Below are 24,178 nucleotides of genomic sequence, written 5' to 3' on the forward strand. Positions count from 1 at the left end.
CCTCCGCTGGCTCAAGGGTGCCGTCAACAAAGGGCGTCCGTTGCTCCAACCCATCCCCCTGCTCACCGTTGACCCTGAACCCTGCTTTGCCTCTAAAAACGCCGAAGACCAGTACTATGACCGCATCTGGTTCTCTAGGATCCAGTCCATACGATGTCAATTGCCCCCCTGGGAGGCGGCATAAAGATGTGTCAGGCAGTCAGGTCGTCGCCTGGGAGTTGATGATAAACAGACGATCTGTGGTGGGGTCAAAGGCATTAATTTCTTGAGCCCCTTCATCAAATACACCAGGGCCAAAGGTCGCAATCTGGGTAAGGGTAATGGCCCTGTCAGGCGTGGGTTCATCACTATCCCCCAAGACTGTGTCGGTGCGGAAGTTGAGGTTTTGGATCCGTTCATCGAGGTTACGCCCCGTATCCACTTGATCAAACGGAATGGTGGAGAAGTTGTCGAGTAGGTACTCAGCCAGGGCATCCTGCTCGGTACCATCATCCGCAAAGGTGGCATCGCCAGTGCGCACGCCTTCTTGCTCCAGAGAAATCGCATTGACGCGAGCGGCAACATCTGGATCATTCAGGTTGGGGAAGGGGTAGCCATCACCACCACCGATGAAGTTGCCGTTATCGTCAAAACGGGGAGCCGCCAAAAAGCCCAGCGTCACCATGCGGAATTCTTCGCTAGCATCGCCAACCATTTCACCGTCACGCACTAGTTCAGCGATGAGGTTGTCGTTCTCGTCAAAGATGCCTGCACTGGTAATGCGATCACCTGCTGCAAAGTCAGGGTCGTAGGAGAACTTCACGCCAGAGATTTGGGCAAAGCCACCGGAAACGCCGGGAATTGCGCTCACACCATGCTCTAGCAGGCCAACGATTTCTTCCTTGGTTAAGGTCAGCAGAAACAAGTCGTTGTTGAACGCTAGCGCCGTCTGGATGTCGTTCTGGCTGATGCCGCCCTCGGGCTTAACAACGTTACCTGCGCTGTCCAAAAGTTCCGCATTGGGGGTCCGAACAGCTTGGGTTTCACCAGGAGGCACGAGCGTCTGGCCAATGGAGGCCCGGATGCCGCCGCCGTTCTTGAGGGAAATCACGACGGTGGGGTCAATTTCCTGAGCAATGGCCAAATTAGCATCCGCCGTCAGGTTGCCCAGGTTGGTTTCCTGCGTCCGCACACCATCGGTATCTTCAGGGGTGTCAACACCAGAGCGGTTGCCGTTGAGGAAAACATCAGACAGGCCAAAGACATTGCTTTCATTGGCGATAATTTGAGCTTCAATGGCATCGACAATGGCTTGAATTTCCGGGTCAACCAGACCTTCAGCATTCAGGGTAGCCACGCCTTGAGCATCGGTGGCATAGGCACCGGAGACTACCGGATCATAGCTTTCGGGGATGATATTACCGTCAGCATCAAAGTCAAGCACTAAACGACCGACGTACTTGTAGCTGCCGTCCGTGTTGACGATTGCAGTCTGCGTACCGCCAGCATTTTCAATAAATTTAGGATATTCACCCTGAACCGAGTCACCCTCGCGGGGGCGGTCGTTTTCATCAAATAGCCGGGTATTGGAGCCACCGGCCACAATGATGTCCACATTCCGCAAACGGGCCGCCAGTCCCTCTTCGATGGTGATTCGCTGCATATGTGCCAGCAGAACCACTTTGTCCATGCCGGGGTTAGCGGCCAGCAGGGCATCCACTTCAGCCTGAATTTCGGCAGCCAGGGCATCCAGTTGGGCATCGGTAGGGTTAGGGTCAAAGGGGGCAGGAGCGATGCCGACACCTCCAGGACTGGAGATGCTAGCCAGGGTCGGGGTTGTGGCACCGACCACGCCAATGGCCTCACCGTTGACATCGATCACCGTGGAGGAGGTCACCGTATTGGCTTGAGGGGCCTGACCACCGGCCACTTCCAGGGGAGCCAAATTGCTATCGGTGGAGAAGTCCAGGTTGGTGGAAAGGTAAGGGAAGGCCGTACCCGCAAAATCCACTCCGAAGATATCGCCAGGCGCGGAACCGCTAATCAAGCGAGCGAGTTCGGCGGTACCAAAGTCGAACTCATGGTTCCCAAAGGCAATCGCCTGAAACCCCAACTCATTCTGAATCTGGATATCGGCAATCCCTTTTGACCCAAAGGCCCCTGCCGAAGCATCGTAGAACAGCCCTGGAATCACCGCATCGCCGGAGGACAGCAAGAGGGTGTTGTCAGCCAGGCCGTCGTTGCCCAGATCTTGGTTTTGCAGGGCGTTCCAAACGGCGGAAAAGCGGGTGATGTCACTGAGCGTGGCTCCCGCGTTCAAGGGTTCTTGATCTGCCGCATGCAGTAGTTCGAGCGTAAACGTGTCAGCCATATCGTCTTCTCGTTGAGATTAATTTTGACAGCACAACAATGTGGGCTCAGCACATTCACTGAGGCCGCACCAAACACTATTCAAAGAACTCCATTTAGCTAACAGCCGTAGCCACCCCTGCCCTAGAGCAGGGGTCATACTGCCGCGAATTTGTTCACTACCAACTTTCCCAGAGCAAATTAAAGCAACGGTAAAGTCAACCTTAAGTCTTCGGGAAAATACGGATGATTTACTTCGGGAAAATACGGAGAATTTATCCTGGCTTTATGACCTGTAGCGGCACTTCACGTTTTCTTTACAGGAACCTCGCCATAGCGGTTCTCGTTGGCATAAGGTACGTACAGAGACCTACAACCCTTGCCTGGAAAGGATCCTGCTGTACTTCATTCGTTCAGGAACCGCTATATTTTGAAAAGAAAAGCTGAAAACCTATGAAATTTCTATGAAGTACAACCGCTAAAGCTTAAGTCCCAGGCTAGCCTTTACCCAAAATCCATGGCTCAGCCCAGTGACTGACTATACTTACATGCCACCATTGTCAAGGTTAATTTGAGGCCAATAAGGCCCTGAGAAATGGCCAAGCCGACAATCTGTTACCCGACGACCCCATCTAAAACGAACTTGCCCTAAGCTAACGAACTTGCCCTAAAATGCTCGGCGTGCGGGGAATGCCCGAAGAACTCCAAGCCGCCTCCCGCCAGGTGAACGGCCACGGCATGGCCCTGCGCCTGCTGGGCACCTAACAAACCACCTAATTGAATACGGCCTCTTATCTTCCGACTGCCAGACCAGCAACAACCAAGCCTCCCCCTTGTTGGAGCAGCGGTTGGGGTGAGATGAACCCTGGTTAATCAAACAACCTGCCCAACTGCTCACAGGTGCGCTCAATGCTGGCGATGCTGCCGGGGTTAACGAGGCCGAAATAGTCAAAGCTGTGGACTTGCCCCTGCTGGGTGGCTTGGATCTGTCCCCAAAAGGGTTCGCTCTTGAGTTGCTCTAGCAAATTTTCCCCGGCATCCACCACCAGCAGCACATCAGGATTCGCCGCCAGCACCTTCTCCTCCGGCAGGGTGATGTAACCATCGAAGGGGCTTTCTCCTTGTAGGTCGGCGGCCACATTATTCACCTTAAACTGAGCCAGAAAATCTCCAGCCCAGCTTGTTTTGTTAGGGCTAAGCAACGGCTGACGACTGACCAACACCAGCGTAGAAGGGCTGTCCGTTGGGGCCTGGGCCAAGCAGGCATCGTAGCGATCTAGCAAGGGCTGCGGGTCGGCCTCCAGGGTGGTGGCCAGGGCGGTGGTGAGATCGCGCAAGTCGGCCCAACTGTTGACCTCGGTGGTGAGGGTGGGGGTGCCCAGTTCTTCCAAGCGCTGGAGGGTACGGTCGTGAAACCCCGCTGCGCCAATCACCAGGGTCGGCTCTAGGGCCACAATTTGTTCTAAATCCGGCTCAGTGCGCCCCTCGCTAACCGTAGGCAAATTGGCAAACCGATCATCCCCCCGCAGTAGTTCATTGCCGGGAATGCCCACCAATGCCTCACTCTCCAGGGTTTGCACCAGGTCGGCAGTGAGGGAAGTGAGGGCCACGATCCGGGTTTTAGATTCATCGGCAGGCGGTTCGGCCAGGGGGGTATCTTGGCCGCTACAGGCGGCTAGAGGGAGCAGGAGAAGGGGAAGGAAGAGGGAGCGTTTCATGGGTGGATGGGTTGTAGGGTAGACGAGTCGTAGGGTGCATAACGCCAAGGCGAGGCTAGGGCCAGCGCGAAGCAATGCACCACATTCAGAAGCAGAAAAAGCCCAATAAACACAATTCTTAAAACCGATAGCTCACCCCCAAACGTACATTTCTTCCGGCTTGACTAAATTGGGAAATTGCCTCATTGTTGGGACGATCTCGCACCTCGGAATATAGGAAATATTCTGTATCCAACAGGTTGTAAATCCCTAGGCTAATGCCCAGGTTAGGGGTGATGTTATAGGCTCCGATGGCATCCACCAGGGCGTAGGCATCGGGCACAAAGTTGGTGTTGTCTGCGGCTACACGGGCGCGGCCTGCAAAGGTGCCAATCAGTTCGGCCCGCCACTGGTTTTCGGGGGCTTGATAGCGCAGACCCGCCACGGCACTAAAGGGATCCACGGTATTGAGGGGTCGGTTGGTGGTGGTGTCATCCCCCTGGGCGAAGGCCAGACTGGCTAGCAGGCTAAAGCCATCGGTGCCGGGGCTAAAGCGATATTCACCACCCAATTCCACCCCATAGATACGGGCGCTACCAATATTGATGGATTGAAACTGGCTGACCCGCTGGGTGGGCGGACAAACGGGGGCAGGAATTAAACAGCGGGTGCCCACTAATTGTTCGGCGGCGATGAAATTGTTGTAGGTGTTGTAGAACCCGGTGAGGCGCAGATCAAACTGAGGAAAGTTGCCCCGAACGCCAATTTCAAAGCTGTTGCTCGATTCGGGCTGGAGGTCTGGATTAGACAGGGTTTCGTATTTGAAAAATGCTCCCGCTAGGTTAGTAAATCCGCTGGTAATTTCGCTGTAGAGGGGTGCCCGAAAACCACGGGCATATTGGCCATAGAAGGAGATTTCTGGGGTGGCTTCATAGAGCACCGCCAGCCGGGGAGATAGGGCTGAGGTGGTTAAATCGACGGTTTCGCCGCGAAAGATGCCGTCGTCAATGGTTTGTAGATCGTAGTGATCAAAACGTAGGCCAGCAATCACACTCAGCGGCCCCATTTCCATTTCATCCTGCACATAGAAACCCAGGCGCAGGGTGTTGGCATCGGCAAAGTCTTTGATGGGAAAGACAGAATCAGCCCCGGTACCAAAGACGTTGGTGGTGGCTCCGGTGCGTAGGTTGGTTTGGGTGCGATCTCGCGGACGGGAGTTAAAGGTTTGGGACACATCTACTCCGTAGGTGAGGCGGTGATCAATATTGCCCGTCGTGAAATCGCTACGCAGTTGAATATCGCCACCATAGATATTGCTGATGAACTGGTTGTTGCTGTCGCGCCGCACCCTAGAACCCGCAAATCCTGGGCCGACGCCTGTGGGGCGAATTTCTTGGACAATTTCGGTGGTGTTGGCGGTTTGGTAATACAGTTGGCCCCTGGCAAATTGCAGGAAGGAGTCGCTGTCGGGGTCGTCAAACTCGTAGGTGAGGCTAAGGCGGGTGCGGTCGATGCGGTTTTCGCCATTGGTGCTGAGGGCGAGGGGATCGACGTTGCCCGGAGCGAGGACGTAGTTGGTGCGGCGGTTGATGTCTTCCAAAATGAGGCTGAGGCTGCTGACCTGATCGGGAACGTAGACGATGTTGCCATAGAGGTTGGTGTCGCCGATGTCGATGCTGTCGGTGAATTCTGGTGGGGCAAAGTTGCTGCGTTCGCGGGCATCGCGACGGCTGACCACAAACACGCTTTCTAGGTCGTCATTGCGGAAGGCTAACCTTGCCGCCGAATCAAACCCACCCACAGCGCTGGTGTAGAGGCTGCCCACATCTCCGGCAAAGGTATCCTCTGGCCCTAACAAATCGCTGGGCTGCAAGGAACGGAAGGAAATCACCCCACCCAGGGCATCGCTGCCGTAGAGGGTGGAGGCTGGGCCACGCAACACTTCCACCGCTTGCAGGGTGGAGAAATCTACATAGTCGCCCCGGCCCACCCGAAACCCACGCGGCGGTGCCCCCCCAAAGGAAAACTGGTCGGGCAGGCGAATGCCATCGACCTGAAACAGGATGCGGTTGCCCTCAATGCCGCGAATGTTGACGCTCTGGGTGCCGTAGCGCTGGAGTGCGCCACCCGCCGATACCCCCGGCTCGTAGCGCAGCAGGTCGCCAAGGCCTTCAATTTGGTAGAACTCCAGATCCTCCAAATCAAACACGGTGACGGTGGCGGGCAGGTCGTCCACCTTACGGGGGGTGCGGGTGCCCGTGACGGTGATGCGTAGGGTGTCGCCGGGGGTAAATTCCACATCGATGGACTCATCGCCAGTTGCTTCCCCAGAGTCAGCATCAGTCCCGTTTTCTGCTCCCTCTCCCGATGAGTCCCCAGATTGGGAGAGGGCAGGGGCATCAGGGACACCCCCAGGGACAGAAGGCATCAGGGCTTGGCTGGTGGTTTCGGCGGGTTCTAGTTCTGTCAACAAGGGGGACGGCTGAGATTCGTCTGATTGGGTGGACTCTGCTGAGGTCGGGGGCACTTCGGCCTCGGTAGGGGCTGGGGTTGGGGTTGGGGGAACTAGTAATTGCAATTCAGAATTATTAAGGCTTGAAGATACTGTATTGACCTCTTCAGAAGACCCCGCCTCGGAAGAGCTTTCATGCGCTATATCCCAGATCAGGATTAGCAAGAATGGAGAGGCACAAACAAGAAAAATTCTCAATAAAAAACGCTGAAACATCTCTATACTCCTCACGAGAAATCAAGGGTTATGGGTTGAAAGGGAAAGTTGGGGGTTTAGATCGGAGGTGCATTGCTTTGCGTGGGCGCTAGCCTCGCCTTGGCGTTATGCACCCTACGGGTCTTGTCCAGAATCACGGGTTGATTAGCGTTCGCCCGCTGCTTCTAGCTCCGCCTTGGTTAGGCGCTCGGTTTCTGGACTGGCGATGCTGGCGGCGAGGGGGAAGACCTGTTGGCCGAAGGGGGTGGTGAAAATTTCGACTTCCACCTGAAAGACGGCTCGCAGGTTGTCGGGGGTGAGCACCTCCGTAGGGGGGCCAACGGCCCAAAGGCGACCCTGGCGCAGCATGGCCATGCGATCCCCGTAGCGGGCGGCTAGGTTGATGTCGTGCAGCACGGTGATGATCGAGAGGGACTGGTCGCGGTTCAGCCGTTTCAGCAGTTCTAAAAGCTGGAGTTGGTAGTGGATGTCTAAAAAGGTGGTGGGTTCATCCAGCAGCAGCACCTGGGGATTTTGGGCTAGGGCCAGGGCCAAAAATGCCCGCTGACGTTCGCCACCGGAGAGATCCGCCACGGGTCGATCTCGGTAGTGGGCAATTTCCGTCCAGGTGAGGGCTTGGTCTACTTGGTGCTGGCTCTCGCGGTCTAAATCCCACTGCCACCAGGGTTGATGGGGAGATCGGCCTAGGCTGACGAGTTGGTGGACGGTGAGGCCGTCGGGTAGGGTTTGCTGCTGGGGCAACAGGGCCAACCGCTGGGCAATGGCGGTGGGGGAAAGCTCGTGAATATCGCGTCCACAGAGCAGAACGCTGCCGCCCTGGGGTTTCAAAATGCGGCTGAGCAACCGCAGCAGGGTGGATTTGCCAGAGCCGTTGGCCCCCACTAGGCAGAGCCACTCTCCGGGTTCCACCGCCAAATTAACGTGGTGGACGATGGGCGACTGATCGTAGCCGCCGGACAAATTTCGCGATTCTAGGGGCATCTCAATGTCCTCCTTGGCTTCCACGGCGGCGATACAGCAGCCAAATAAACACGGGCGCACCCAAGAAGGCGGTGACTACGCCGACGGGCAATTCCACAGGGCCAGATCGAGCCGCCAAATCCGCCGCCGACAGCACCAGGGCACCCCCCAGGGCCGAAAAGGGCAGCACTAGGCGATAGTCTGTGCCCACCAGCAGGCGCACCCCGTGGGGCACAATCAACCCCACAAAGCCCACCAGTCCGGCAATGCTGGCGGCTCCGGCGGCGAGGAAGGTGGCGGCGGCCCCAATCAACAGGCGAGATCGCACCAGGGAGGTGCCCAACCCCACCGCCAGGTCATCGCCCAGGTTCAGTAGATTCACCTGCCGCGCCAGTAGGCAGGCCATCACCAAGGCCAGGATCATCGCTGGCCCCACTAGGCGCACCTCCGCCCAGCCGCGCCCGTTAAAGCTGCCGATCAGCCAGTTCAGAGCTGCCTGAATCCGGCCATCCCGCGCCATCAGCAGCATCAGGGACTGGATCGCGCCAAAGAAGGAACTGAAGGCCACCCCGCCCAAAATCAGCCGCTCTACGGAGAGCCGCCCCCGCTGGTAGGCCAACAGGTAGACTAGGGCCGTCGTCAAAATCGCCCCTAGCCACGCCCCCAGCGGCACCCACATCTGCCAAAGGCCCAGGGTGACCACCAGCACCACCACCAGCCCCGCCCCGGAGGAAATCCCCAGCAAAAAGGGACTGGCCAAGCCGTTGCGCAACATGCCCTGGAGCAACGCCCCCGACACCCCCAACGCCGCCCCCACCAGCAATGCCGCCACTAGCCGAGGCAGCCGCAGATCCCACAGAATCACCTGGTGGGTGGCCTCGCCCTGGCGCAGCAGAGCGGCCCACAGTTCTGGCCCTGTCATGGCCACGGAACCCTGGGTGAGGGATAGCCCCACCACCAGGGCCAAGCCCAGCAGCAACAGCGCCAGGGCCATGAGGGTACGAGAACTCTGGCGTTTCAGGGGTCTAGGTGGACAATCAAGTTGGGGTCGTATCAGGGTCGCCATTGGGTATCGTCTCTCTGCATCATGGGGTTCAGGGGGTGTTCAGGGGCTGATCTGGCGAGGTTCAGGGGGTGATGATGGGGCTCATCTATGGGGCCATGGGTTAGGGATGGCTAGTCTCGCCGGGTGGCAATGCCGAGGGTGGCCCCCTCAATGGCCCGCAGCTCATCCATAACCGCCACGACCTGCCCATGGCTGACCGCTTCATCGGCGTTGATCACCACCACGGTTTCCGGGGTGCCGTCCATCAAGTCGCGCACCCCGGCTTGCAGGTTTTCCAGGGAAATGGCCTCCCGATTCAGGGCAATCTCACCAGAATCCTCAACGGTGACGGTAATGCGAGTGCGCTGCTGTAGCTCGGCACTGGCGGCCTGAGGCAGGTTCACAGGCAGCGCTTCCGACCGGGTGAGAAACAGGCTGGAAATAATGAAGGTAGTGCTTTTTAGTAAAGGACGGAGAAAAAGTCGACCTCTCCCCGTTCTGCCAGGTTCTCCCTGACGTGGCGATTGTAGTCATGGATGAACAGCCAGATCGCACCGATGTGATTCTCTAGCTTCTTGGAAAAGGACAGTGTCTTCCTCACCAACCGAGCAATCCGCTGCCTCAGGGTGTTGTTCAGGCGTTCGATGTAGTTTGTCAAACCGCTCTCTTTGCCTACTGCCGCATGTCGTTTGCTCGGAATCACGGTGACGTAGGCCTCCCAGTAATCGGTATAGACCTTGGCACACTGTCGATAGACTGCTGGAATGGACTGCCATAGGGCAATTGCCGATTCCCTGGAGCGATCACCGATGTGACAGCCGATGATCTCTCGGGTATCGGCATCGATGGCCACCCAGACCCACTGCTTGTTGCCTTTATGGTCGACAAAAGACCAGAGTTCATCCATCTGCACCTTGAGCTTGCCTTGGGCCTTGGGGGTGACCTCGGCCACTTTGGGCACGGCTTCATAACAGGCGTTGACGTAGGTCTGGAGCCAGCTATCCGAGACACCCGTAGCCCTGGCGATACCGGCTAACGGAATTTTCTCCAGCAGCAGTAGATCGACGAAAGCCCGAGTGTCTTTGCCCTTCGGCTTCCATTGGGGATCCTCGACGAATTGGCGGTTGCAGTCTCGACACTTGTAGTTTTGCTTACCGCGCCGGGTGGTACCGTTCTTGGAGATGTCGTGAGACCCACAGGTTGGACAGGTCATCTCGATGCACATGAAAACTACTCCCCCAAAATCTACAAATGCGACAGCGTGACCTTATTTCTCTCTATCCTTTACGTTAATCCACTACCATAATGAAAAAGGTCAAAATCGCAAAGATGACATCGATCATCGGCACAATATTTAGTTCAAAATCCGCTTCGGGTTCTTCAGGTAGATAGGGCATGGGGGGATGGATGGATACGGGGATGGGGAGAGGCGGGGATAGGGAGAGGCGGGGATAGGGAGATGCAGGGATGCGGCAATGATCGAAAGACCGTAGGGGCGAGGTCTCCTCGCCCGTGCCCATGTCCGTGCCTGACTGGGTGCCTATCGCATGAGTGAGGCTTCCTGGAGTGAGTGCTGGCGCTCGTAGTGGGTTTCGTACAAAATCTCTAGCTGACCGCCGTACTCTTGAATCAACGCCACCTGACGTTTGTAGAGGCCGCGAAAGAGGTTGGCAAAGATCAGGGTGCCGATGGCCACCACTAACCCGGCGGCGGTAGATACCAGGGCTTCGCTGATGCCTCCGGTGACGGCCCCGGTGTTGGTACTGAGGTCGCCCAGTTGCAGGGCCGCAAAGGATTGAATCAGCCCCAGGATGGTGCCCAGCAGGCCGAGTAGGGGAGCCACGCTGATGATGGTGGCAAACACCGTGCTAAAGCGGCGCAGGTGGGGCAGTTCGGCCTGCATGGCGCTGGCCAAGGCCAGGTGAAACTGCTTGGGACTGGCCCCTTCAATGTCCAGGGCTTCTAGGAAAATGCGGGCGGTTGGAAGATTCACGTTCTGACGCAGCTTGGGGTAAACGTCCACGGGTGCTTGCCGATAGGTGCGCAGAATATCCTGCATCACCGGACGCTGACGGCGGTTGATGCGAAACCAGAAAAGCGAGCGCTCCACAATCAGCGCAATGGCCAAAATCGAAAACCCCAGCAGCGGCCACATCACAATGCCGCCTGCCGCAAAAATGGTACCCATAGGTGCTTATTGAGAAATGCTGTCAAAAGACATTGACTCTTAATTAGGACTCATTGTCAAGGTTTTGATTTTTTTAAGATCGCCGATAGCCACAAATCAGTCTTTGAACCGGTCGGCAGAATCTTGTATAGGGTGCGTCAGGCTTAGTCAGGACACCTAAAAGCCTTGATGAGCATGGGTTGTGCTAACACTTCTAGCCTGACCATGCCAACGCTACCCCCTCCTACAGCGGGGTTTACCTTTAATTCCTCCCCCTACTCCCCCTGATTTGGAGGAGGTCTTGCTGGCGATAGGGGAGACTTTTTCCGTAGACTTAATGAAACCAGTTGCCAATTGTGTAAGATGTCTGGGTAAATCCTTGCCGTTGTTTTGGGTCGCCCCATGAGTCTCTCTGACCTCTGTAGCCAACAGTACCAGCGCGATCAGCAGGCCCTCCGCCGGATTTTGCTATGGGGTTTGCTGGGGTCGGTGGGCCTCCATACGGTGGGCCTTAGCCTCAGTCAGTTCAGGTTTTGGCAAGCCACCGCCGAAGACATCGCACCCATTGAACTGCTCATCACCGAAGCCCCACCCGATGAGGTCGATCTGCCGCCCGACCCGACCCCACCCGCCGCCCTGAGTAGCCAAGCCAACGACCCCGCCCCCGCTGCGGCTAGTGCGCCCCCCCGCCCTGCGTGGGCAGCCCCCCCTGTACTAGCGCCCCCGGTGGCGTCCCTGGCCCTGGCCCCACCCAAGCCAGCGGTGACCGAGCCTGAACCTCGACCGGAAACCCAATCCAATCCCCACACCGAACCCGACACCCAGACAGAATCGGCCCTAGACGCACCTGAGGCGGTGGACTCGGAGGAGGACTTGGCTGAGGACTTAGAGGACGAATCCCCCGACGTAGCGGAGGAACCCCCTGAGGCCGAAGCCCCCCCAGAGGAACCCATTGCAGAGGAAGTTCCAGAGGAAATCGAAGCAACCCCAGCAGAAACCCCAGCAGAAACCATAGCCACCGAGCCTGCCGAATCCGCCGCTGCCCCCCAGGCTGAAAACCTGCGCGATCTGTTGCAACGCCTGCGTGAGGCCCACGAGGCTCAAAATCATACAAACCCAGCCATCGCCGCCGAAAGGTCTGGGTCGGTCACCACCCCATCGGCCACCACCCCATCGACTACCGCAGGCACGGGCAACGCCCCATCGGCCACCCCTGGCGACGAAACCGGAGTCGCCGTAGCACCTACCCCTAGGGCTCCTTCCCCCACTGGCGGCGGCGGACAAGGGTCGGGGTCGAGAACCGTGACCTGCGAAAGCTGTGTCCGGCCTAGCTATCCCAGCAGCGCCCTAGATGACGGGGTCGAAGGGCAACCCATGGTCAACGTTGACATCAACCCCGACGGAACAGTCCGCCGCGTGACGCTCACTCGCTCCAGCGGAAATGCCGCCATCGACCAAGCCGCCATCGAAGCCGCCCAGCGATCTCGCTTTCAACCCGTTACAGGCGGGGCCAGCGTTCCCATCGAATATGACCTCACCATTGAGGGATCGCGCCGCCATCGAGACGCCCGCCGCCGAGGAGAAAGACGGTCGGTGGAAGTCCCCACCCCACTCGCTCCCACCGCCAACGAGTCGGCCCCTGCCCCCGCCGCATCACGCACGGATACCCTCACTCCACCTGCCGAAGAACCCAGGACTGAAGAACCCAGGACTGTTGAGGAACCTAGGGCTGCTGAGGAAGCTAGGGATGAGGAATCCAGTGCCGTTGAAGAACCCAGAGTTGAGAAACCTAGGGCTGTTGAAGCGCCTAGGACTGAGGAACCCAGGACGGAAGCGGCTCCCGCAACACCCGCTCCAGCGGTTGAACCCTCTGGGGCAATGGCTTCGCCCCCTGCCCCTGTCCCCCCCGTTCCAACGCCACCAAGCCCTGAGAGTGCAGAGTCGCCCCCTGCCCCTGCCCCTGCCCCTCCTGCCCCTCCTGCCCCTCCTGCCCCTCCTGCCCCTCCTGCTCCTGTGACTCCTGCCCCCGTCCCCGCCGCTCCGGCTCCAGCCCCTCCTGCTCCTGTCTCGCCGCCTGTGGCCCCCGTGGCTCCGGTGGTTGAAGACGAGGGCTGATGCTCAGACACCGCACGGACTGGATCCTAGAGAACCAGATGTGGTCATAATCCTGGGCTTCCGCTTTTTTAGAGGCAAAACAGGGTTCAGGGTCAACGGTCAATAGGGGGATGGGTTGGAGCAGCAGAAGCTCTGTATTGACCGCCCCCTTGAGTCAGCGGAGGCCGATTTTGAGAGGGCGGATACCCCTCGTCCAATGGGGGGCAACCTGAGTGCGGAGACTGTACCACAGGGCATATTGCCACAGGGTATTGAGAGACGGCGGTTCATCGGTGATGACGGCCCAGGGTTTCTTGACGCCTTTGACGTTCGCCAGCACCAGGTTGCCGCGCCAGCGGCCATCCGTCCAGAGGCCAACCAAGCCAATGAGCTGACTGCCCGACACAACGTTGAAAAGCCTTAGAATCCAGCCACTAGATAGAGGACTGATTCGGTAGACTGTGGGCTAAATAAAAAAGCACACGTCGGCAGGGGAGAGACGGCCAGCCTAGGTCTTTTTCCCTTGTTGGTCTATCAACATGGTTGGTCAATGGCCGTAGCATCGGTGTCGGAGCCTTTTTACATTCTGGCGGTGGACGATTCGCCGGATAACCTGTTTTTGATCGAAACCATTCTGGATGATCCCGCCTACTGCATTCGGTTGGCGAATGGAGGACAGGCGGCCTTGGAACAGGTGCGGCAGCAGTCCCCAGATTTAATTTTGCTGGATGTGATGATGCCCGACCTGGACGGCTATGCCGTGACGCGGCGTATTCGGCAAAACCCAGCGCTGCCTTACATCCCCATTTTGTTGATTACCGCCCACGACCAATCTAGCCTGGTGCAGGGCTTGGATGCGGGGGCGGATGATTTTATTCGCAAACCCGTGGACGTGAACGAACTGCGGGCACGGGTGCGGTCTCTGCTGCGGCTGAAGCGAAGCATGGACACCCAAACCCACATGATGCGCCAGCGGGATGACTTCGTGGCCCGCCTCACCCACGACTTGCGGACGCCCCTGGTGGCCGCCAACCGGATGCTGAAGCTCTGCCGCAACGATGCCTTTGGCCCCCTGCCCGACGAAGCCCACGAAGCCATGGCCAGCATCATCGACAGCAACGACCACCTGCTGAATATGGTGAACACCCTGTTGGAGGTGTATCGCCACGAAGCTGGCCAGAAAACCCTGGCCCAAGTGCCCGTCCGTTTGCCGGAACTGGTGACGACCGTAACCCAAGCGCTCTCTCCTCTGGCGGAAGCGAAGGGGTTGACCTGTCAGGTCATGGCTGAGTCAGCCCCGCCCCCCGTGGCCCATGGCCAACAAAGTTCAGCCATCAAGGCTGGCAGCTTCCCTGTGGTGATTGGCGACACCCTAGAGCTGCGGCGGATTCTGACCAACCTAGTGGGCAACGCCATCAAATTCACTGACCAAGGCGGGGTTGAGATTACCCTAGGGCAAAGATCAGTCCCTCCAGAGCCGCTACGGCCTAGTGCTAAACATTCTGGCCCCTGGGCCTCTGTGCAGGTTCAGGATACGGGCATTGGCATGACCCCAGCGGAACAGCAGGCCGTCTTCCAGTGGTTCCGCCAGGGAGATCATCGTCGAGCTGGTCACGGCTTGGGGCTACATCTGGCCCAGCGATTAGCCACCCTCCACGGGGGGGTGATCACGGTGCAATCAACTCCCGGCCAAGGCAGTTGCTTTATCCTGTGGCTTCCGGCCCAGGCGACTCCGTCAATCGTGGGCGTAGTACCTACCGACGACGCCAGTACCTCTCTACTGAGGCCGCGCTAGCCCGCAAAACTATAGTGGGTCACAACATCCCCCTAGTCCCCTTGATAGGATGGACCTATCCAGCGACGCCGAAAGCTTCCCTAGCCCAACCATGGCAAAGGCCAACCATGACCTACACCACCGAACAACTGCTGGCGTTTTTGGATCAGGAATTGCGGGCCACCTGGAAGGGCGAACGGGTGGTGCTGTCCTCCGATGAACGGTTGGATAACCCGGTGATTGCCAAGGCATTGGGGGCCAATCAGCTCAGTAAAGTCTTCGCCATTCAGGATTTTCGGGCGCAGATCCACGACTATCAGCGGCAGCATGGGGTATCGGGTTTGGTGTGGCACACCTGCCGTTTCCATGGCCAAAGTCTGCGGGTGCCGGAGTTGCATCCCCAACTGATTGCCATTCCCGACGATAAACTGGCCCTCACCGCCGCCAAACCCGCCATCATTCAGTTTTGGCGAGCGGCGATTCCCAATTTAACGCTCTGGCTAGCGGGACGACCCGCCCAACCCACCACCCTCGACCATGTCAACACCTTGATTGAAGCCTGTGAATGGGCGGAACTGTCGGCGGCTCGTACCGAAATTTACCTCACCCTCTGCTGGGGCGACCCCAAGGACTGCCACTACGACTGGGCCAAGCCCGAATCCGGCTGTGACCGTATCATCGCCGCCCCCGGAGAACCCAGTGGTATTAAGGTCTAGCCCTCAGGGTATAGTGGGTGTAGCATTTTTGAACCCCAAGGATACCCCTGATGACCATTGCGGTTGGCGTGATTGAAACCCAAACTTTTCCGGCTGTGTTGGCCGCCGCCGATGCCATGGTCAAGGCCGGACGGGTGACGTTGACCAAGTACGACCGCTCGGAAAGTGGGCGGCAGTTTGTGGCGGTGCGTGGCCCCATCGGTGAAGTGAATCGAGCTGTGGCCGCCGGATTAGAAGCGGCCAATGCCTGTCCGGGCTATGCCGAAGTCACCACCCACGTCATCATCCCCAACCCCCAGGAAAACGTAGAAGCGGTGCTACCCATCGAATTTACCCCCCAATCCGAGCCGTTCCGAGTGTAGGGTTGCGGTGACTGCTCAGGATTCCGAATAAAAGTAGAGGATCCTGGTGGTTTGAGAAAAAAGCTGGCTTAATACGGGTAGATCACAATCGCCCTAAAACCTGGGGTCATGGCTTCGCAAAACGCTATGACCGAGGTCAGGCGTAGGAGACAACGATGGACAACGAGGCAGTGGTGCAGCTATCGGCCATGGCGGGCTGGATTATTGGCGTCAGCCACTCGAAGGATCAGGGCTACCAATGCTGGCTGGTAAACCCCATGTTGGATGTCCTCAGTGATGGCACCTTCTACACCACCAGCAGCGCCGCCATGTCTGCCGGACGTGCCTTTGTGGAACGCTACCACTAACCCACACCATAGCCCTGACACAATACCTGCCGCATTTGTCTCATGTTACCGGGCAAATCGATCTTCATGCCCTGCTCGATCAGAAACGTGGGCACGGGGATGGTGGGAGCGGCCTGGACGCGGTAGGTGAGGAGGGTGCCTTCGCCCATATCTTGCAAATGCAGATCGGCATCGAAATAGGAGAAGGTGCCCCGTTCTAAGCGAAATTGAATGTGTTCGCAGGCGGTTTCAAACACCTGGAGGTAGATTTCCACCTGGGCCGTCATCATCATGAACCCCTTGCGCCCCACCTGGTACAGGCGGCGATAGCGATAGGTTGCCGTTTTCACCGATTCCAGCACTTCGCTGTGGGTGATGTTGGGGAAAAACTGCGTCCAGCGGCGATAGCTGGTGACCTGGGGCCAAATGTGGGAACGATCCAGGGGCACATACATGTGGGCCATCACCGCTGCGGGTTCATGGGGCTGGGATTGGGGCACAATCAACACATCCCCCCGGATTAACGCGATCTGATCACGGGCTAAAAACCGGGCGGGATCCACCACCCCCTGGGGACTGGAAGGGGCTACCTCTCCGTCAATGCTGACAACCATACGTCACTCCTGACCCTTGCTGTTGATGGGCTACCCTCCGGCGTTGGCCCCTAGGATGTCCCTAACCGTGATGGCCTTCGTCGTTCAAGGATAGCGGGTATATCTTTGGTGTACCCGAATCCCTGTGCCATCTAACCCTTTAGACACAATTCTTGCGGTGCCTTTACGCACATTCCCCCAGGGGGCGGGTCAAGCTTCATGGAGGGGAGATTCTGAAACCGGATGGCTCGGTTGTGTAAATTCCTCGTAAAATTCGTGGAGTTGTAAAGTTTAGACGGTAGAACGCTGGGTTAGCCTATGACGCGCATCATTGTAATGACCTCTGGCAAGGGCGGGGTAGGCAAAACCACCTGCACCACCAACCTGGGCATGGCCCTAGCGCAGCGGGATCAAAAGGTCGTGGTCATTGATGCCGACTTTGGTCTGCGTAACCTCGACCTGCTGCTGGGCCTAGAAAATCGCATTGTCTACACCGCCCTGGATGTGTTGGCGGGGGATTGCACCATTGAAAAAGCCCTAGTGAAAGACAAGCGCCAGCCCAACCTGGCCCTGCTGGCGGCGGCCCAAAACCGCAATAAAGAGGCCATCACCCCCGACCAAATGAAGGAACTGGTGGCGGGGCTAAAGGGGCAGTACGACTTTGTGATTATCGACTGTCCGGCGGGGATTGAACTGGGCTTTCAAAACGCCATTGCCCCAGCCAATGAGGCCATTGTGGTGACCACGCCGGAGGTTTCCGCCGTGCGCGACGCCGACCGAGTGGTGGGTCTGCTGGAGGCCAGCGACGTGAAATACACCAAACTGTTGGTCAACCGCCTCAAGCCCGCCATGGTGCAGGAAGACCAAATGATGTCCGTTCGCGATGTTTTAGATATCCTAGCGGTGCCGCTGCTGGGCGTGATCCCCGACGACGAGCGGGTGATTGTGTCCTCCAACCGGGGCGAACCCCTGGTGCTAGATGAAAAGCTCTCCATGGCGGGGATGGCCTTCCAAAACATTGCTCGGCGGCTGCTGGGAGAAGAGGTGCCCCTGCTCGACCTCACCGCCACCCACGACGATATCTTTAGCCGCATTCGTCGTTTTCTGCGGGGGTAAATGGCTGGGAATCGTCCCTGGCTTGGAGGTCCTACCTTGGAGTTCCCAACCCTAGGACTTTCCTCTGAAATTCCCCCGCCCCGCCCCCGGTGTCCGATGTCATCCACATCCCCCCGTCCCCATGCTCAGCGAACTGCTCGATAAACTCTTTAACCGCAACCGCACCCCCACCAGCCGGGAGTCGGCGAAGCAACGTCTTCAGTTTGTTCTCGCCCACGACCGCACCGACCTCAGCCCCGACCTGGTGGAAAAAATGCGCCAGGAGATTTTAGAGGTGGTGTCGCGCTACGTGGAGCTTGACCAAGAACACCTAGAATTTAATTTGGAAAGCGATCAGCGCATGACCGCCCTGATTGCCAACCTGCCCATCCGCCGAGTGCGGCCCACCTCTCCTGTGGTGCCCGAAAATCTCGATACCGCTCCCAAGGCCGACGCTCCCCAAACGTCCACCACCGAGGACCCCAGCCCCGCCGCCGAGTCCACGGAGGCTCCTGAGGCCACCTCTGGTTTCACCGTTGAAGTCGCCCCTGTCGAGGAAACTTCACCCGATACCGAGTCTTCCAATACCGTCGATGCCGTTGAGTCCACCACCACCATCGACCCCACCCCAACGCCGACTTCGCCCGAAGATTCCCCTCGCCATGACTAATTCTCCAACCTCAGCATCCCAAACGCCCGAAACGGCCCTCCAACAGAGTGTTAACGCTCTGGCCCTGACCAGCATTCAGCGCCATGTGTTTATCTGCGCCGACCAGTCCATTCCCAAATGCTGCGACAAGGCCGCCAGCATCGAAGCCTGGGACTATCTCAAGGATCGTCTCAAGGAGTTGAAGCTAGACATCCCCACCGCCGAGCGGCCCACCAGCATTTTTCGCACCAAGGTTCACTGCCTGCGGGTGTGCCACCAGGGGCCAATTTTGCTGGTTTATCCCGATGGCGTTTGGTATCACAGCGCTACCCCAGCGGTGATCGAGCGCATCATCCAAGAACACCTCATCGGTGGCCAAGTGGTCGAGGAATACGCCTTTCTCACCCATCCCCTGCCCAACCTCGAACCCTAGACCCTGCCCCAGAAACCGCCGAAATTGCCATATCATGGGGAAGGGCAGTTTCGCAGCGCGCAGCAAGATGGTTATGGTTTCGGAAAGCGGCACATTGGAGGACTTGCGACAACAGCTTCAGGGCGATTCCCTCAAGCGGCAGCTCTCGGCGGTTCACGAACTGGTGGCCCTGGGAACCGAGGGGCTAGACACCCTCAAAGCCGTGCTACTAGAACGCAAGGATGCACCGCCTACCATTTTGGATGGCCGCATGGTGCAGGTGCTCTACGCTACCCAGCAGGACGAGATTCAAGACTTTTTGCTAGAAACCTGGCCCGAAGGTCGGGTACCCATGCCCTCCGCCGCCGAGATTGACTATTCCCCCATTCAAGACTGCCTGGTGGCACAAGATTTTCAGGAAGCCGACCGCCTCACCTTGGTCAAACTGTGCGAACTGGCTGGCCCCACGGCGGTAAAGCGCAAATGGGTCTACTTCACAGAAGTCGAGATGTTCCCCAGCCTGGATTTGCAAACCCTTGATCGGCTTTGGCAAATCTACTCTGAAGGCAAGTTTGGTTTTTCCGTGCAGCGGCGTATTTGGCTGGGCGTGGGCCAAAACTGGGACAAACTCTGGCCCCGCCTCGCCTGGAAAGACGACAACATCTGGACACGCTATCCGGGCGGCTTCATGTGGGATCTCAGCGCCCCCGATGGCCACCTGCCCCTCTCCAATCAGTTGCGCGGCGTGCGAATGATGGCCTCCCTGCTGTCTCACCCCGCCTGGAACGAAAACGACTAATCCATGGCCAAACAGCGCTCCAAGGCGGATCTGCCGACTAAGATGTGCCCTGTGTGTCAGCGATCCTTTACCTGGCGCAAAAAGTGGGCCGATTGTTGGGACGAGGTGAAATACTGCTCCGAACGCTGCCGCCGTCGTCGTTAGGGGTACCTTGCGCTTTACAACGGACGGGGCATTGAGTACCGTGGGGAGTAGCTTTGATAACGTTTTGTGAAGATCCCTATGCAGTACCGTCGATTTGGTCGCACCAATCTGCAAATACCCGTATTTTCCTGCGGCGGTATGCGGTATCAGCATTCCTGGAAGGATGTGCCCCTGGCAGAGATTCCGGCCAAAAACCAGGCTAACCTGGAGGCCACCATCCGCCGCGCTCTAGAGGCGGGCATTAACCACATCGAAACCGCCCGTGGCTACGGCACCTCGGAAATTCAACTGGGCGAAATTTTGCCGACCCTGCCCCGTGATGGCCTAATTGTGCAAACCAAGGTTTCCCCCACGGAAAACCCAGAGGACTTTCGCCGCACCCTCAGCCAATCCCTCGACAACTTGAAGCTAGAAACGGTCGATTTGCTGGGCATCCACGGCATCAACACCGCCGAACTGCTGGACTGGACGCTACGACCGGGCGGTTGTTTGGAGGTAGCCCAGGAGTTCCAACGGCAGGGTCGGGTGCGGTTCATTGGCTTCTCCACCCATGCCCCCACGGCGGTGATTCTGCGGGCGATTGAGTCTGACCAGTTCGACTATGTCAACCTGCACTGGTACTACATTCATCAGGAGAACTGGCCCGCCATCGAAGCCGCCCAGCGCCACGATATGGGGGTGTTCATCATCAGCCCTGCCGACAAGGGGGGCCACCTTTATCATCCGTCCCAAACCTTGGCGGATCTCTGTGCTCCCCTCAGCCCGATGGTGTTCAATAATCTGTTTTGCCTCCGCCGTTCCCAGGTACACACCCTCAGCATTGGCGCGGCCCGCCCCAGCGATTTTGACGAGCACCTGAAAACCCTGCCCCTGCTAGCGGAGGCCGACGTTCACCTAGCGCCCGTGCTAGAACGGCTAGAGCAACAGGCCCAAGCCGTCCTGGGGGAAGATTGGCTAAACCACTGGCGAGAAGGGCTTCCCACCCCCGAAGACACCCCCGGACAGGTGAACATCCCGGTGATTCTGTGGCTGCGAAATCTCCTGCTGGCCTACGATATGGAAGAATTCGCCAAGGCCCGCTACAACCTGCTGGGCAACGGGGGCCACTGGTTCCCTGGCCAAAAGGCAGAAGCCATGGATGATCTAGATTTTTCCGATTGCCTGCGCCACAGTCCCTACGCCAGCAAAATTCCGGCGATGTTGGCCGACACCCACCAGCGCCTAGGGGGCGAAGCCGTGGCCCGATTGTCCAACGCCTAAGCGGTCTTAAGGACATTGAACAATCCGCTGTTGCCCCCTCTTAGGACAACCTCGGATACCCCTAGGGTGAGAATTTATCCTCAATCTGGCTTGTTTGCTCCCGGTATCAGCGGGCGGGGTTTCCTCAACCCTATGGTTGGCTGGGCTGGGAATCGGGGTGATCCAGTTAGGATTTGGGATCAGGTGGTGATCGGAGCCAATCCCTCAAGGTTCGCTCTGCCGCTACCTCGTCCTGTTGAGCCTGGGCCAAAAAATCGTAGAGCTTTTCCTTCGGGATTTGGGGGAACGTAGGGCTTCGGTCTACGTCCTGATACGCCCCATTCTGAAGCTGATAAATTCGCCAGATTTCGCCGTTATAGCGCCAAAACTCAGCCACACCTAGGGCGGCATAGAGTGCCAATTTGTCAATATCGGTGTGGGTAATATCCACCTCCACGACGAGATCGGGCGGCGGGTCGGTGGACAGATCCACGGTGCGCCCTGCCACCAAGGGCTGGTTTTGAATATAGTAGGCATTGTCCGGCTCAGCACCCCGATCTAGGTCTTCCCGGTCGAGGGTCGTAGACCCCAGGGTTTTGATGGCTAACCCTAGCTCGGCCACCAGAATTCTGATAAATAGGCCAATCAATTCTCGGGCAAATTCATGGAGTTCTGAGGGCATCACAATTTCAAGGGTACCGCGATCATAGACCAGCCGCGCCGCCCGACTCTGGGGCAACGCCTGGAGAATTTGCTGGTAGCCCTGCCAAGTCATGGCATGGAAGGCAATCCGGGTTTCAGCAATGACCTTGGGGGGGGCTGTAGAAATAACCATGGGTGACACCAGATCACAACAAGAACACTAGACGGCTAACGTAGGACACTGGTTAAACGCTGGGGCCAATTCAAGGTTGAAGTGCAACACCTGCTAGTGCAACTTAAAGGTAATTGTGGGCATGACCCACCTGACTGACGCCGTGGTTACTCTCGGGTGGCAAGGAATAAACGGTTAGAACGTTTGGGATTGCACGGCCCAGCGACGAAACCCAATGGCTAGGCCCAGCAGCAGGGCAATGCCCAATACTCCGGCTAGGGGGTTGCCATCCAGGCCTGTGACCCAAGCCGGAACTCGCCCCGTTGGCTGGAGCAGATGCCCCACGTTTAGCACGTAATACATCCACACTAGCCCCCCGTGCAGGCCCACCGCTGGCCCCAGGCTAGTTTCGCGAGGATCGGGCCGCAGGGCCACCCGTCGCGCCCCCACCAGAACTATGCCGAGCAGAAGCAGGCCCAAAAACTGGGGCAGCATTTGCAGCATCACGGCCAGAGGCTTGATGAAGTGGGCCACTGCAAAAATCAGACTGTTGGTCATCAGCGCCACCCCAGGGGAAAGCCCCCGTTCTAGTTCTCCCAACAGCCAGCCGCGAAACAACACTTCCTCCGACCAGCCCACAGCTAGGGCGGTGAGTGCGCCGCCTAAAATAATCGTGCCCCAGGGTTCGTTGGCGATGGCTTCGGCATTGGGCACCGCCCACCCCATCCCCAACTGGATGCCCCCCAGGGCAACAAGGCTCAAAACGCCAATCCCTAGCCCTAGCCCAAACCCCCGCCCCAGACGATGGAATCCGGTGAAGCCAATGGCCTGCCAGGGTTGCCGCAAACCATGCACCCGCCGCTGCCACTGGGGCAACAGGGCCAAAAACACGAGGTAGAGCATGGCCGTGGGAATTAGATCGCCACCGGGAAGCTTGTCTTGGCTAGACAGCCGATAGAAGGGCCAAGCCACGGGAAACCAAAGGGCTACCGCGATGCCTAAAAAAACGAAAACCCTGATCAGGGCGGGCCACTGGGCCAATTTCCCTTTTGTAATCCAGTTTGTGATCCAGCTCATTCGGCCTACTCATCTGGCTCGATGGTGCTGCTCAACCCCAGGTTGCACAACCCTTCGCTGTAAAATTCTGCGTGTTCTAGGGCACAGGTAATCACTAGCGCCACCCCTGCCGTGTGGGCCTGCATCATAATGTCCACCGCTTGGGGCATGGTGAGACTGGGCACCACCTTCAGCAACGACTCCACCACATATTCCATGGAGTTAAAGTCGTCATTGTGAAGCAGAACCCGGTAGCGGGGAGCTGGCTTACGAATGGTTGAGGTTGACTTCTTTTCAATCGTTTCAACCGACACAGCAACACCTCATGGTTCCCAGAATTAGCATGGATCAAGGGGATCTGACCGCAGGACTCAACCCAGCACGGCGACGGTTCTATGACCATCCGGAACAACGTCTTTGCCTGCGCCTTAGGTTGTTTCCCTGAGCCTTCACCCTCATCATAAAACGTTACGCTAGGTTTGGCATTTCTGCCCCATCTAGACCAGCATGTCTTAGGTTTGCCGCCCAGGCTGAGCCTATCGCCCCCCTGTTCATTCTGAAGTATCGCTTAGGGCCACCCGCGTCCACCCCTGTTCCCATGATCAAAGACCTGCAACCGCCGTCCTTTCAGCCCCATCAAATTGTTTATCTGACCTGCGATCAGAGTCGGCTTTACACTGAGGTGATTGAAATTTTGGTGGATCGGCAACTGGCCTGGGTGAGGCCGCTGGTGTTGGTGACGCCGACAGAAACCCTGCCCCTCGCGGCCTCTTCGGTGCTAGGGCTGCCCGATCCTCAAGGCTGGCCGGACCGACCAACCACCCCAGATCTACTCTGGCCCCTCGATCAGTTTTGCCCTGCCCTCGATACCGACTTTGTGACCCTGTTGGCAACCCTAGCCGACCGACCGGATCAATGGCTATCGGCATCCCACAGCGTTAGGGTGTCGCAGTTCACCCGTCGCCTGTGGGAAAAGGTTGCAGGGGCTTCCCAGCCTAACCAGGCCTCAACCGACCGCATTTAAACGGATACAGAGGCTACACTCCTCCGTATTTTTACGATCAAGGGATTTTTGTGAACTTTCTGCAAACAATCGCAATCTTGCGTAAGAGATTCCACGGATCTGATTAACAATAGGCCATCACCTTGGTGCAAAGCCTATAGATCGTTGGGTTGTCCC

27 protein-coding genes are annotated in these 24,178 nt (G+C 57.8%); 13 read left to right on the plus strand and 14 right to left on the minus strand.

What is annotated here, in order from left to right; translation table 11 throughout:
• On the plus strand, window positions 1-184 hold a 184-nt coding region (locus tag H6G62_RS05645), incomplete at its 5' end, for a hypothetical protein (RefSeq protein WP_190492888.1).
• 15 nt (window positions 185-199) lie between these two features.
• Here the strand turns inward: H6G62_RS05645 and H6G62_RS05650 are convergent.
• The 9 genes from H6G62_RS05650 to H6G62_RS05690 all read right to left on the minus strand — a co-directional run bounded on the left by H6G62_RS05650 (window position 200) and on the right by H6G62_RS05690 (window position 10,946).
• Window positions 200-2,350, minus strand: coding sequence for a bifunctional metallophosphatase/5'-nucleotidase (locus H6G62_RS05650; protein ID WP_190493144.1), 2,151 nt, complete (start codon window positions 2,348-2,350; stop codon window positions 200-202).
• Window positions 2,351-3,197: 847 nt separating this feature from the next.
• Entirely contained in the window at window positions 3,198-4,046 is an 849-nt protein-coding gene (locus H6G62_RS05655) for an ABC transporter substrate-binding protein (RefSeq protein WP_190493145.1), read from the minus strand.
• 118 nt (window positions 4,047-4,164) lie between these two features.
• A complete protein-coding gene (locus H6G62_RS05660) occupies window positions 4,165-6,603 on the minus strand; it encodes a TonB-dependent hemoglobin/transferrin/lactoferrin family receptor (protein ID WP_190493146.1) in 2,439 nt (812 codons plus the stop codon).
• A gap of 294 nt (window positions 6,604-6,897) precedes the next feature.
• Window positions 6,898-7,734 (minus strand): ABC transporter ATP-binding protein, encoded by an 837-nt coding sequence (locus tag H6G62_RS05665; RefSeq protein WP_190493147.1) that lies wholly within the window; start codon window positions 7,732-7,734, stop codon window positions 6,898-6,900.
• Between the two features lies 1 nt (window position 7,735).
• On the minus strand, window positions 7,736-8,779 hold the full coding sequence (locus H6G62_RS05670) for an iron ABC transporter permease (RefSeq protein ID WP_190493148.1): 1,044 nt from the start codon (window positions 8,777-8,779) through the stop codon (window positions 7,736-7,738).
• A 110-nt stretch (window positions 8,780-8,889) separates the two neighbouring features.
• Entirely contained in the window at window positions 8,890-9,204 is a 315-nt protein-coding gene (locus H6G62_RS05675) for a biopolymer transporter ExbD (RefSeq protein ID WP_190493201.1), read from the minus strand.
• Window positions 9,205-9,218: 14 nt separating this feature from the next.
• Window positions 9,219-9,971 (minus strand): IS1 family transposase, encoded by a 753-nt coding sequence (locus H6G62_RS05680; protein ID WP_190493202.1) that lies wholly within the window; start codon window positions 9,969-9,971, stop codon window positions 9,219-9,221.
• A 76-nt stretch (window positions 9,972-10,047) separates the two neighbouring features.
• Complete coding sequence (locus tag H6G62_RS28530; RefSeq protein WP_242051846.1) at window positions 10,048-10,278, minus strand: hypothetical protein; 231 nt, start codon at window positions 10,276-10,278, stop codon at window positions 10,048-10,050.
• Window positions 10,279-10,298: 20 nt separating this feature from the next.
• A complete protein-coding gene (locus H6G62_RS05690) occupies window positions 10,299-10,946 on the minus strand; it encodes a MotA/TolQ/ExbB proton channel family protein (protein WP_190493149.1) in 648 nt (215 codons plus the stop codon).
• Between the two features lie 381 nt (window positions 10,947-11,327).
• Here H6G62_RS05690 and H6G62_RS28245 point away from each other — a divergent pair, with 381 nt between their 5' ends.
• Window positions 11,328-13,040: an energy transducer TonB gene (locus H6G62_RS28245; protein ID WP_190493150.1), complete on the plus strand. Its 1,713-nt coding sequence runs from the start codon at window positions 11,328-11,330 to the stop codon at window positions 13,038-13,040.
• 154 nt (window positions 13,041-13,194) lie between these two features.
• On the opposite strand, the gene H6G62_RS05700 is transcribed toward H6G62_RS28245, so the two are convergent.
• Window positions 13,195-13,425, minus strand: coding sequence for a hypothetical protein (locus tag H6G62_RS05700; RefSeq protein ID WP_190493151.1), 231 nt, complete (start codon window positions 13,423-13,425; stop codon window positions 13,195-13,197).
• A 144-nt stretch (window positions 13,426-13,569) separates the two neighbouring features.
• Between H6G62_RS05700 and H6G62_RS05705 the strand changes: the two genes are divergently transcribed.
• The 4 genes from H6G62_RS05705 (at window position 13,570) to H6G62_RS05720 (ending at window position 16,218) form a co-directional block, all read left to right on the plus strand.
• Window positions 13,570-14,814, plus strand: coding sequence for a hybrid sensor histidine kinase/response regulator (locus H6G62_RS05705; protein WP_190493152.1), 1,245 nt, complete (start codon window positions 13,570-13,572; stop codon window positions 14,812-14,814).
• A gap of 107 nt (window positions 14,815-14,921) precedes the next feature.
• The gene (locus H6G62_RS05710) at window positions 14,922-15,509 is read left to right on the plus strand and encodes a hypothetical protein (RefSeq protein WP_190493153.1); all 588 of its coding nucleotides are present in this window, start codon (window positions 14,922-14,924) and stop codon (window positions 15,507-15,509) included.
• A 50-nt stretch (window positions 15,510-15,559) separates the two neighbouring features.
• On the plus strand, window positions 15,560-15,871 hold the full coding sequence (locus H6G62_RS05715; protein ID WP_190493154.1) for a carbon dioxide-concentrating mechanism protein CcmK: 312 nt from the start codon (window positions 15,560-15,562) through the stop codon (window positions 15,869-15,871).
• Between the two features lie 155 nt (window positions 15,872-16,026).
• Window positions 16,027-16,218 (plus strand): hypothetical protein, encoded by a 192-nt coding sequence (locus H6G62_RS05720; RefSeq protein ID WP_190493155.1) that lies wholly within the window; start codon window positions 16,027-16,029, stop codon window positions 16,216-16,218.
• Here the strand turns inward: H6G62_RS05720 and H6G62_RS05725 are convergent.
• On the minus strand, window positions 16,215-16,811 hold the full coding sequence (locus tag H6G62_RS05725) for an SRPBCC family protein (protein ID WP_190493156.1): 597 nt from the start codon (window positions 16,809-16,811) through the stop codon (window positions 16,215-16,217). The two genes, H6G62_RS05720 and H6G62_RS05725, sit on opposite strands and share 4 nt — an antisense overlap.
• Window positions 16,812-17,108: 297 nt before the next feature.
• Between H6G62_RS05725 and minD the strand changes: the two genes are divergently transcribed.
• The 6 genes from minD to H6G62_RS05755 all read left to right on the plus strand — a co-directional run bounded on the left by minD (window position 17,109) and on the right by H6G62_RS05755 (window position 21,149).
• Complete coding sequence (minD, locus tag H6G62_RS05730) at window positions 17,109-17,906, plus strand: septum site-determining protein MinD (RefSeq protein WP_190493157.1); 798 nt, start codon at window positions 17,109-17,111, stop codon at window positions 17,904-17,906.
• A 121-nt stretch (window positions 17,907-18,027) separates the two neighbouring features.
• The gene (minE, locus tag H6G62_RS28535) at window positions 18,028-18,555 is read left to right on the plus strand and encodes a cell division topological specificity factor MinE (protein ID WP_190493158.1); all 528 of its coding nucleotides are present in this window, start codon (window positions 18,028-18,030) and stop codon (window positions 18,553-18,555) included.
• Entirely contained in the window at window positions 18,548-18,967 is a 420-nt protein-coding gene (locus tag H6G62_RS05740; RefSeq protein WP_190493159.1) for a ferredoxin, read from the plus strand. Before minE ends, H6G62_RS05740 begins: the two co-directional genes overlap by 8 nt.
• 67 nt (window positions 18,968-19,034) lie before the next feature.
• The gene (locus tag H6G62_RS05745) at window positions 19,035-19,745 is read left to right on the plus strand and encodes a GUN4 domain-containing protein (protein WP_199324764.1); all 711 of its coding nucleotides are present in this window, start codon (window positions 19,035-19,037) and stop codon (window positions 19,743-19,745) included.
• A 3-nt stretch (window positions 19,746-19,748) separates the two neighbouring features.
• Window positions 19,749-19,889 carry a DUF2256 domain-containing protein gene (locus tag H6G62_RS05750; RefSeq protein WP_190493160.1) on the plus strand — a complete coding sequence of 47 codons (141 nt, stop codon included), beginning with the start codon at window positions 19,749-19,751 and terminating at the stop codon, window positions 19,887-19,889.
• A gap of 78 nt (window positions 19,890-19,967) precedes the next feature.
• The gene (locus H6G62_RS05755) at window positions 19,968-21,149 is read left to right on the plus strand and encodes an aldo/keto reductase (RefSeq protein ID WP_190493161.1); all 1,182 of its coding nucleotides are present in this window, start codon (window positions 19,968-19,970) and stop codon (window positions 21,147-21,149) included.
• Between the two features lie 166 nt (window positions 21,150-21,315).
• Here H6G62_RS05755 and H6G62_RS05760 read toward each other — a convergent pair whose 3' ends face one another.
• From H6G62_RS05760 to clpS, 3 genes are all read right to left on the minus strand, one after another.
• Window positions 21,316-21,963 (minus strand): Uma2 family endonuclease, encoded by a 648-nt coding sequence (locus H6G62_RS05760; protein WP_190493162.1) that lies wholly within the window; start codon window positions 21,961-21,963, stop codon window positions 21,316-21,318.
• A 174-nt stretch (window positions 21,964-22,137) separates the two neighbouring features.
• Window positions 22,138-22,914, minus strand: a complete 777-nt coding sequence (locus tag H6G62_RS05765) for a CPBP family intramembrane glutamic endopeptidase (protein WP_190493163.1) — start codon at window positions 22,912-22,914, stop codon at window positions 22,138-22,140.
• A gap of 110 nt (window positions 22,915-23,024) precedes the next feature.
• Window positions 23,025-23,312 (minus strand): ATP-dependent Clp protease adapter ClpS, encoded by a 288-nt coding sequence (clpS, locus tag H6G62_RS05770; protein ID WP_190493164.1) that lies wholly within the window; start codon window positions 23,310-23,312, stop codon window positions 23,025-23,027.
• Between the two features lie 284 nt (window positions 23,313-23,596).
• Here clpS and H6G62_RS05775 point away from each other — a divergent pair, with 284 nt between their 5' ends.
• Window positions 23,597-24,022 carry a hypothetical protein gene (locus H6G62_RS05775; protein ID WP_190493165.1) on the plus strand — a complete coding sequence of 142 codons (426 nt, stop codon included), beginning with the start codon at window positions 23,597-23,599 and terminating at the stop codon, window positions 24,020-24,022.
• Window positions 24,023-24,178: the final 156 nt, after the last annotated feature.

The sequence above is a fragment of the Phormidium sp. FACHB-1136 genome, from assembly GCF_014697375.1.
Lineage (GTDB): Bacteria > Cyanobacteriota > Cyanobacteriia > Phormidesmidales > Phormidesmidaceae > Nodosilinea.

Coding starts and splice junctions, on each gene's coding strand:
- H6G62_RS05725 (WP_190493156.1), bottom strand. CDS start 16,811: ATGGTTGTCAGCATTGACGGAGAGGTAGCCCCTTCCAGTCCCCAGGGG.
- H6G62_RS05705 (WP_190493152.1), top strand. CDS start 13,570: ATGGCCGTAGCATCGGTGTCGGAGCCTTTTTACATTCTGGCGGTGGAC.
- H6G62_RS05740 (WP_190493159.1), top strand. CDS start 18,548: ATGACTAATTCTCCAACCTCAGCATCCCAAACGCCCGAAACGGCCCTC.
- H6G62_RS05775 (WP_190493165.1), top strand. CDS start 23,597: ATGATCAAAGACCTGCAACCGCCGTCCTTTCAGCCCCATCAAATTGTT.
- H6G62_RS05680 (WP_190493202.1), bottom strand. CDS start 9,971: ATGACCTGTCCAACCTGTGGGTCTCACGACATCTCCAAGAACGGTACC.
- H6G62_RS05710 (WP_190493153.1), top strand. CDS start 14,922: ATGACCTACACCACCGAACAACTGCTGGCGTTTTTGGATCAGGAATTG.
- H6G62_RS05665 (WP_190493147.1), bottom strand. CDS start 7,734: ATGCCCCTAGAATCGCGAAATTTGTCCGGCGGCTACGATCAGTCGCCC.
- H6G62_RS05745 (WP_199324764.1), top strand. CDS start 19,035: ATGGTTATGGTTTCGGAAAGCGGCACATTGGAGGACTTGCGACAACAG.
- minD (WP_190493157.1), top strand. CDS start 17,109: ATGACGCGCATCATTGTAATGACCTCTGGCAAGGGCGGGGTAGGCAAA.
- H6G62_RS28530 (WP_242051846.1), bottom strand. CDS start 10,278: ATGGGCACGGGCGAGGAGACCTCGCCCCTACGGTCTTTCGATCATTGC.
- H6G62_RS05755 (WP_190493161.1), top strand. CDS start 19,968: ATGCAGTACCGTCGATTTGGTCGCACCAATCTGCAAATACCCGTATTT.
- H6G62_RS28245 (WP_190493150.1), top strand. CDS start 11,328: ATGAGTCTCTCTGACCTCTGTAGCCAACAGTACCAGCGCGATCAGCAG.
- H6G62_RS05715 (WP_190493154.1), top strand. CDS start 15,560: ATGACCATTGCGGTTGGCGTGATTGAAACCCAAACTTTTCCGGCTGTG.
- H6G62_RS05650 (WP_190493144.1), bottom strand. CDS start 2,350: ATGGCTGACACGTTTACGCTCGAACTACTGCATGCGGCAGATCAAGAA.
- minE (WP_190493158.1), top strand. CDS start 18,028: ATGCTCAGCGAACTGCTCGATAAACTCTTTAACCGCAACCGCACCCCC.
- H6G62_RS05760 (WP_190493162.1), bottom strand. CDS start 21,963: ATGGTTATTTCTACAGCCCCCCCCAAGGTCATTGCTGAAACCCGGATT.
- H6G62_RS05655 (WP_190493145.1), bottom strand. CDS start 4,046: ATGAAACGCTCCCTCTTCCTTCCCCTTCTCCTGCTCCCTCTAGCCGCC.
- H6G62_RS05750 (WP_190493160.1), top strand. CDS start 19,749: ATGGCCAAACAGCGCTCCAAGGCGGATCTGCCGACTAAGATGTGCCCT.
- H6G62_RS05670 (WP_190493148.1), bottom strand. CDS start 8,779: ATGGCGACCCTGATACGACCCCAACTTGATTGTCCACCTAGACCCCTG.
- H6G62_RS05690 (WP_190493149.1), bottom strand. CDS start 10,946: ATGGGTACCATTTTTGCGGCAGGCGGCATTGTGATGTGGCCGCTGCTG.
- H6G62_RS05720 (WP_190493155.1), top strand. CDS start 16,027: ATGGACAACGAGGCAGTGGTGCAGCTATCGGCCATGGCGGGCTGGATT.